Genomic DNA, 8,196 nt, shown 5'->3' with positions numbered 1-8,196 from the left:
GGGAGAGCGTAGCATTGCCGTGCTCTTGTCTTTTTATGCCAATACCGACCGCTTCGGCAATGCCAGAAAAGCGGTGGCGTTTGCGGGGTTAGATCCTCGTCACCACGAATCTGGTAGCAGCGTGAAGGCAAAGCCACGCATGTCCAAGGTGGGGCATACATTTCTGCGCAAGGCCCTCTATATGCCTGCTATGGTCACTCTCTACAGAACCGCCTGGGGGAAAACATTCCGCGCACGCCTTGCAGCATCAGGAAAACCACCTATGTTGATTATCGGCGCCATGATGCGCAAACTCATTCATGTCGCCTTCGGAGTGCTCAAATCACAAAAATCTTTCGATGCTTCCTTGCATATCACTTGACGCGAATAACAGTATCTACAGAGTGCGCCTTATCGCGTTACACAGTACGCCCTACCGCGTTCGGCCATTCACATTCAATGCGATACATAATCTTCGCCTAGCGCAGGCAAGGATATTTATTTTTCAAAAAATCATTTATAAGTATTGCCCCGTTTTTTTCCAATTCAACAGAGGGAAGTTTGCGCAATCCATCCAAAATAGCGGCATCAATTTCTCCGGTCTTCACCGCCCCTTTATCGCACCATATCCTTCCTTGTCCGGCATCGGCCACGCCCGCTAAATAGCCCATGATAATCGGCTGATGGAGGCGGTTATCGAGCAACATACGTCCGGTCCACCGGGGGATGGTTTCAACGCGGGAAGGCGTAGGGCGCCGATAGCGAAATGTATTATCGCGTTGCGTAATGTTGGAAGACGGGTCATTGAGCAACTGCGATGCGACGTAGGCGCAAATGTCGGGAGGAGTAGAACCATCTTTGCGAATAAATTTCCGAAAAACGATGCGTCCATCGGGCATCGTTAATCCGCAAAATATGGCGTCGTAAAAACGACTCGCCCATTTCTTATCTTGATCACTACGGACTATATTGAATACGAAGGGTTTATCACTGGCTAGTGACTGGGGCGGAACGGTTGATGTGTAGCCATCAATATTTTTTCCATAGGCCAAGCATTCGCCAGGATGTAGTACAAGAGGTTTTGTACTCGGCTTCATCTCAATTAGCCACCGCGTTTGTGTTTCAACTGGTGCGTAACTTTCATAAACATAAGCTGCTTTCACCTCGATACTTTCCTTGTCATCTTTGGGCAGGCATGCCGCAGGAGCGTTCCCTATTTGTTTTATATCCATTGGCAACGGCCATTTGGATGTCGCGAAACTAGTATTTATAAGACAAAGAGCGATGCTAATGCCCACCAAAAAATGCTTCATTTAAAATCTCTCTTGAATGTTATGAATTCGGCGGAAGATTTAGCTGCCTCCATTCGTCCAGCCAATTCTTCACAGCAGCAATCAGCTCTTCGTTACCTGTAGATTGCGCATGCTCCCACCGCCGCTCAAAGTACCGCCTGGAGGTTTCAGCCTGTCCTTGCTCATGGCTGAGAACACCTAACTGAAGCAAAGCCTGGTCCACTGCCCAAACGTCGTTATGCAACTCACCGATATCGAGGGCCCTGCGCAGGCTGACTTCGGCATCCTCCGGGTCATCGAGTTCGCAGCTGTTGTGCGCGATATTGACCAGCAGCGGACATAACCAGGCATGCTGGCGGCCAAACTGCGCTTCTGCGTCCGCCAGCAGGGTTTGATTGAACACGCGCGCATCTTCATGCCGGCCGGCTTCGTGCAAGAGATAACCGTATTTGCGCCGGGTCTCCAGCAAAGCCTCGGCGCTGGCTTGCGAGGCGAGAAGTTCACCGGCTCGCTCCAGCATTTCCAGTGTTTCGTCGCAGTCATCGTTATCAGCGATCACCTGCAGCCTCAGCAAGAAACGATCAGGGTTGCGCAGCTGATGCTGATAGGCTCCGATCCGCTCCATGCATTCATTTGCATCGCTGAATACCTTGCCCCAACGGCTCCAGCTATCAGAAGAAGCCACGGTATTCCACTCCAGCAGCTGGGTGATTTCGGCAGCCTCAGGCGGATAGAACGCCTGGATCTTGGGCCACAGCCAATATAGATGGTAGGCAAGCGTATTTTTATCTTCGTAACCGTCGCCGACGTATTGCTCCAGTGCGGCAATATCGGCCTGCACGCTTGCGGCGTTTTCTATCGGCGCATCAGGTGCAAGGCTGCTGCGATAGGGCAAAAAGGCCAGCCGTTCCAGCGCCAGGTAAAACGCATGCTTGGCAGCCGCGGGAGAAAATAAGGTGGAAGTGATCGGCTCGTTAAGCACCACCTCGGGTTCGCCGCCTTCGCACGACGCCACCCGGCGGCATGCTTCGAATGCACCATCCGGCGATTGGCGGATGAAAAGCTCGTGGTTGCAGCCGCCGACGCGATGAAGCCCAATCGTGCGCTCACCGTTTTCATGCACGATGGCGAATGCAAAATCATCGCCGTCATAGTTGTCGCCGCTGCGAACGATCAGTTTTCCGCCGGCCAGACGCGGGCTGGCGAACACCCAGTCAAACAGGCCCGGCAAGACTTCCGGCAGCTCCGCAAACAGTGCATCGAGCCGCTGTGGATCGACAATCTGCTCGCCATTCCGGATGCGCTGGGGCAGTTGCGAGTCATCGGGAAAGTACGTTTGCCAGTACAGCACGGAGCTGCATAGATCGGGCGGCAAGATGTCAGTCGCGCGGCAGGTGCACGGTAAACTGTCAAGGCGCGGGAGGGGCTCACCCTGTCCATCAGGCACGGTATTGAAACTGAGGATATCGTCCGCATGCAGCAGGGCGCGGCTGTGGAGTTTGCCGACAAGGATTCTGAAATCCTTGACGATGACGACGTCACTATGCAGCGCGCCGGCAACTACCAGGCAGCCGTGGTTATGGAAGCCATACAAGCCCTCGCAGCGCAGATTGCCGCCGACGTAGGACAAGTTGCCGCCCATGCTCAGGCTGCGGGCGGTCAGGTCGCCCTTTACGACAAAAAAAGGCGATACGTCGCTGTCGAATCCCAGCAAATGGGATTCCAGCGTGAGATTGCCGCGGAACAGGAACCCTGCGATCGCGACGTCGCAGGCCGTCGTGTCGAGTTCCAGGCACGGCAGCGTGCAATCCTCGTCCATGACCAGGAAATAGCTCGGCTCGCCGGCATCCAGGTGATCGATAAAGGCGACCGTTTCGCCAGCCCAGGTCAGCGCCTGGATTTCTTCACGCACTTCATACGGCGTCGCCAGCCGGAAACGTTGCATCGGCGGATTCGGACGGTCCGCGACATCTTGCCGCAACGGGACATCCCGCCAGCCAGGCACGGGCAAGGTATGCGCTTCCCAGCGGGCGCCCCAGGCAGCATCCTGGCTCCGGGCCTGCTCGGCATCGGCAAGCATCTTTGCCGCATCCCCTTTGGTAAGGAGGGCTTCGATTGCCTGAAATGCGTTCCAGATTTGCGGAAGGCGACGCAGATGCATGCGCGCATCGTAGAGCTGGGCGCCACCCGAGGAGGTGGGCTGGAAGTCAATGGCGACTTGCTGGCAGCCGTCGTCTCTGGTCTCGATTTCGAAATGCGCCCAGCAATATTCAGGATCGCCATCGTCATCACGCTGCTCGCTGCCCATCCAGCCGAAGGCAAATCTCGGCGTGCCTTCGCTGGCTTGCCGCACGGCCAGCAGGTAGGGTCCGAATACGTGCTCGTCGTCATAACGATCGAAAATAGCCTGGACATTAGGCAGGCCAAGCAGCGCTTCAATGCGTTCCACCGTGACTTCCTGCAACAACTGTTGCCACACCGGCTCAACCTCGGCGACGACAGCCAGCCACTCGCGCCATGCCGTTTGCAGTATCGGCGCCTCCTCGATGTCGGCGGCGGACAGGATCCGCCACTGCGGCTCCTCTCCAAATTCGTCGGTGAATTCCACTACCAGCACTGGGTCAGGCTTGAGGCCAAGCATGCGGCTTAGCCATCCCTGCTCAGGCATGGCGAGCTGCATGGAATAACGGCAGTCGCCGGTTTCAAAATAGACGCCGCCAAGAAATTCTCCGATCGGGAAACTCAAGCTAAAGTATGGATCCGTGTTCACCTGCATCAGTTTCTTGAGCGGAGGCCCTTCGCGCAATGGCGTCTGCATCAGATTTTGCAAATTGGCGGGTGTGATGGCGTCCGAATCCATGCTTGCCGGCCAGGGAAGTCGCGGCGCACGCGGCGCCAGCACCGGCTTGCCTTCACGCACGGCCTCGCAGAATTTATGTCGCGCCAGACAGTCGCTCAAGTCGTCAGACGCGATACAGTCTGGACGGATGAGTTCCTTTGGAAACCAGGGCAGCAAGGTTGCGCTGCACGGGGGTGGCGGCAAGGCGTCATAGGAATCGTCGTCCCAGTGCGCCACGGTGACGCTGAGGCCACCTTCAAGCTGGTAGTCATATTCATCGGTTGCCAGCCAAAACTGCGCACCGGCCGGGCCTTCGACAGTAATCGAGCCATAACTGTACGCGCCCCAAAACAGCCCGTAGACTTCCAGCCTGCCGCACACGTATATCTCTGGACCGCCGACGATCACATGCCCAGCCTCCAGATCTCCCAGCACGACCACGCCGGCGGCGCCATATGTAAAGGCGTTATAGATCGCTCCGGCGACAGCCAGATTGCCGGTCGCCAGCACCAGTGAAATGTCCTGCTGCTCCCAAACATCCTCTTCCCGCTGATGTTGCTGCCCAAAACAGTCGAGAACGGCATTGAGATCCAACGCAGCAAGTTCGCTGTCTCCCTCCAGCAGCAGCACCAGACTCTGCGCAAATAGTTCGGCATGGGCACGGTACCAGCAGGCTTCCGGCAAGCGGTCGACGACTTGTGAGAAAGGAAGGATCTGGGGCGTTGCGGTATTCAAACCGTCCTTGGTCATGCATGTCTCCTAAAATGGGGCCGGGTTCACTTCCGTCGAACCGGACAATGAAGTGGCCGTATACCCACACCGAATCTAAAGACATAGCCTTGAAAAGCTTAAATTTCAAATCAGTGGTTTATCTGTCGAAAAATTAAAAATCCAGCGCAGCCCGTGCCGCGGGTCGGTCCACCATACTGAAGGACATGAAGCTGCGTTTTATGATTCCTCTTTGCTGTGATGCCAGTAGAGATATGCCAGGCCGACAGGTGCGACGAATATCGCCATACTCCAGCAAATCGCCATGGTCACCAGCTTCACAAAAAGCAACAGCAAAGCGTTGGTCAGGAACACGTTCCGGCCCATGATGAAATTCACGATGCTTTCGTAAACAAAGCGGGAATAAGGGTAAAGCAAAGTGTTAACTACAAGAAAAACAATCATTGCCGCTTGCATCGAATGATTTCCTTTGTTCGACACAAAAAAATACAGAGCGGGGAAAATCAACCCGAATACAAATTGGCGAAAGTAATATTGAGGCGACAGCCCTCCGAAAGTTTTTGCGATGACTGGATGCATGCCGATTTTTCTCCGTAGTTAAAATTAAGTCATTTTTAAATTTCGTTCGATCTCCGGCAAGGCATCAAGAGCAGCAAGTCGCATTTCCACCTGCTGGGCTTGCTTGATGTGCTGGGGATTGCGAAGATCGAAGATGTCGCCCACGGCGATGACGATGGAGCCGTGACAGTTGGGCAATGGGATAACTTCGGCGGCTTCCGGGATATCTTGAGGTTTTAAGACTTTGGGAACAAAACCCATCCAGCCGAGAAACCGGGGATAGGGGAAGGGGCCGAAATCGAAGCTGTACTGATCAGTGCCGCGGTCGCCATCTTTCCTAGGATGCTGCTCAACATCAAGCGACGCAAATTCAAGGGATGCGGGATTCAGATGCGACACCGCGTTGAGAATGTTCTTCATCCGTTCGGTGAGCTTGCTTGGCCAGGCGAGATCGGGGGTATGGATATGTAGCTGAATTCTCCCCCCACCCGGTTTGAATCTCAGTGTACAAATACCCTCCTCTGTATCGTAGGCTTTCTCATCCTTGGCGCTGGTCAGCGTTACTTCAAACCCAAATGGATATTCAGGCAATATCCCGATCGCAGACCATGCCCTGATGTGTTCAGCCAAATCATGCCTGGCTCGCGCCAGAAATTGAACAGAGTCAGACACGGCTACCAGACGACCTTTTTTACCTGGAGTGACGTACCATTCGGGGATCGGCAGAAATGGGCGCATGGCGGCGAGAAGCTGAGTCACCCTTTCATGACCCTCTTCCACGGATAAAGGCTCTTCTTTTACAGTGAAAGTAAAGCTGATATTCATTGAATACCTCGCAAATGGGATGGAACGGCGCGTGTCGGACATCCATCGCTGGGACGCCAGATTTTTTTGTCGCTACTTCATAGGACTTTAAGGCTTCAATAACGAAGCAAGGCTACGCTGAAATTACCCCTCAAAATCAGGCTCAATCCCCGGCGAGGCATCGAGATCAACAAGTCGCATTTCGACTTGCTGGGCTGCTTCATGTACCGGGGATTGCGAAGCTCGAGATGAGCGCCAGGCTATTTCAGATAATCTGTAAGCAAGGCGCCAGCGCTGCTGGCCTCAGATAGGGAGCCGTCATATCCGACGTCAATTAGCTGCGGCTCACCTGGCAGACGCAGTTCCCCCGTGCCGCCGCGCACGGTGAGCACGACGATTTTGTTCTCACCCGATCCAATGGAATAACTCACCTCTGTGCGCGTCTTCTGGACATCCATTTTCTGGATCTTCAACTGCCAATCGTGATCGATGCCGTCGATTTGCACCAATGCCTGATTGGCGGAGCGCTCACCAACGCGAAGTGTCCACACTTTTTCGCCCTGCGTTCCGCGATAAGCTTTCACCTTATCTGCGATCGGTGGCCGCGCCTGTTCTGCCATGGCTGGCATTACAGCAAGCATACTCAAAACAAGTGCGACACTCTTCAAATAGTTAATCATGGTCAAGCCCTTTAATTCCGGATGTTTGTTGCAGGTCATCAGCCCCGATTGACTAGGCGGATCGACCGTTGCGATAACTCTGATTTAAGGGCGCTATCCTACGTTTTCTGGTGGGCCGGGAATATAGGAAAAGTCTTAAAACTTTGCAAATCGTGAGGTGGCATCACGGACTCCTCTCAATCGGCTTCAGGCTTAAGCATCGTTCGAATTCGGTTCAGAAATTTCATTATTTTTTATCCGCATTAGTCTGTGTATTCAGTAATCCAACTGGCACTGTAATAACCTGCCGTACCGAAGATGATTCCGCCAATAAACGCGGTAAGGCGTAATAGCGAAACGTATTACACCCCACAGGACGCGGGGCGCGCCTTACCGCGTTAACAGTGCTGCCGGGTCCAGGAAGAACATACGTTTCCAGCCCTGGGTTGCGCTTGTTGCGAGCCAGGGCAGTGGCAGCAGCGACAAAACCGCGTAGTGCAAGTGCGGTGGTTTACCTGCCGCACTGCCGGTGGTGCCGACTTTGCCGACAACGTCTCCCTGATTGACAATTGACAGTGTCGTGACCCCTTTTTCTGCAAGATGAGCGTAATAGTGAATGCGCCATTTTGGTCCGAGTATGGCGACAACGTTGCCACCAATGCCGAATTGCCCTGAGTACACGACCACTCCGGTAACGGATGCGACAGCAGGTTTTCCTGCCGGAGCAAAGATGTCGATTCCTTTGTGAACCCCGGAGACGCCCCACGGGGCGTACCAGAACGACTTTCGATTCCAGTCGTGTGAAGTTGCTCCTTGAACCGGCATGACTAATTTTTCAGGAAGCAACAGGCCACCGACAACAATCGCCGCAGCAATAAAAATTATATTTTTTACGGAGCCAAATTTCATTGAAAATTCCTAACGACGGCTGAAATCAACGCGGTAAGGCGTAGGGTGTAATAGATTCTATGGTTTTCGTCAAATTTTTATGGGAACGAGATGAGGGTCGAAGCTTGATCCGTTCTTCGTCAAGATGTAAGCGATGCGCAGGATTTTGCGTGCAATGATCATGATGGCGGCAGTGGAAGCCCACCCGAGTTGACGATAGTGGGCATAGGTAGGCGCCCAAATCGGTGATTTTTCTGCTGCCATTGCCGCATTGAACAAGAGCCGTCGACCTTCCGACGGACCGCGCTTGGACAGACGCCGCCGTCCCCGCTTCTGGCCGGAGTCGCAAGGACGTGGATCCATTCCGACAAATGCTACAGCGGCATCGCTGTTTTCGAATTTGACCCGATCAAATAAATTGGCCAGCCAGGCGCTCGTTAAGGGCCCG

At 54.0% G+C, this 8,196-nt stretch carries 8 protein-coding genes; 1 reads left to right on the top strand and 7 read right to left on the bottom strand.

Annotation, left to right across the window (positions count from 1 at the left end):
* A partial coding sequence (locus BM062_RS24700) for a transposase (RefSeq protein ID WP_139220196.1) occupies positions 1–361 on the top strand: 361 nt, incomplete at its 5' end.
* A 97-nt stretch (positions 362–458) separates the two neighbouring features.
* Here the strand turns inward: BM062_RS24700 and BM062_RS25455 are convergent.
* From BM062_RS25455 to BM062_RS24665, 7 genes are all read right to left on the bottom strand, one after another.
* The gene (locus tag BM062_RS25455) at positions 459–1,292 is read right to left on the bottom strand and encodes a Rap1a/Tai family immunity protein (RefSeq protein WP_139220195.1); all 834 of its coding nucleotides are present in this window, start codon (positions 1,290–1,292) and stop codon (positions 459–461) included.
* 19 nt (positions 1,293–1,311) lie between these two features.
* Entirely contained in the window at positions 1,312–4,860 is a 3,549-nt protein-coding gene (locus BM062_RS24690; RefSeq protein ID WP_092402350.1) for a bactofilin family protein, read from the bottom strand.
* 198 nt (positions 4,861–5,058) lie between these two features.
* Positions 5,059–5,418 carry a hypothetical protein gene (locus tag BM062_RS24685; protein WP_092402347.1) on the bottom strand — a complete coding sequence of 120 codons (360 nt, stop codon included), beginning with the start codon at positions 5,416–5,418 and terminating at the stop codon, positions 5,059–5,061.
* A 24-nt stretch (positions 5,419–5,442) separates the two neighbouring features.
* Positions 5,443–6,222: an Imm52 family immunity protein gene (locus BM062_RS24680; RefSeq protein ID WP_175501157.1), complete on the bottom strand. Its 780-nt coding sequence runs from the start codon at positions 6,220–6,222 to the stop codon at positions 5,443–5,445.
* Between the two features lie 239 nt (positions 6,223–6,461).
* Entirely contained in the window at positions 6,462–6,887 is a 426-nt protein-coding gene (locus tag BM062_RS24675; RefSeq protein ID WP_217647650.1) for a hypothetical protein, read from the bottom strand.
* Between the two features lie 363 nt (positions 6,888–7,250).
* Positions 7,251–7,769 (bottom strand): M23 family metallopeptidase, encoded by a 519-nt coding sequence (locus BM062_RS24670; protein ID WP_092402341.1) that lies wholly within the window; start codon positions 7,767–7,769, stop codon positions 7,251–7,253.
* 69 nt (positions 7,770–7,838) lie between these two features.
* Positions 7,839–8,196: transposase (locus BM062_RS24665; protein ID WP_139220194.1), on the bottom strand; the 358-nt coding region annotated here is incomplete at its 5' end.

The organism is Collimonas sp. OK412 (assembly GCF_900112135.1).
Taxonomy (GTDB): Bacteria; Pseudomonadota; Gammaproteobacteria; order Burkholderiales; family Burkholderiaceae_D; genus Collimonas; species Collimonas rhizosphaerae.
This window is presented reverse-complemented; position numbering and strand designations above follow the sequence as displayed.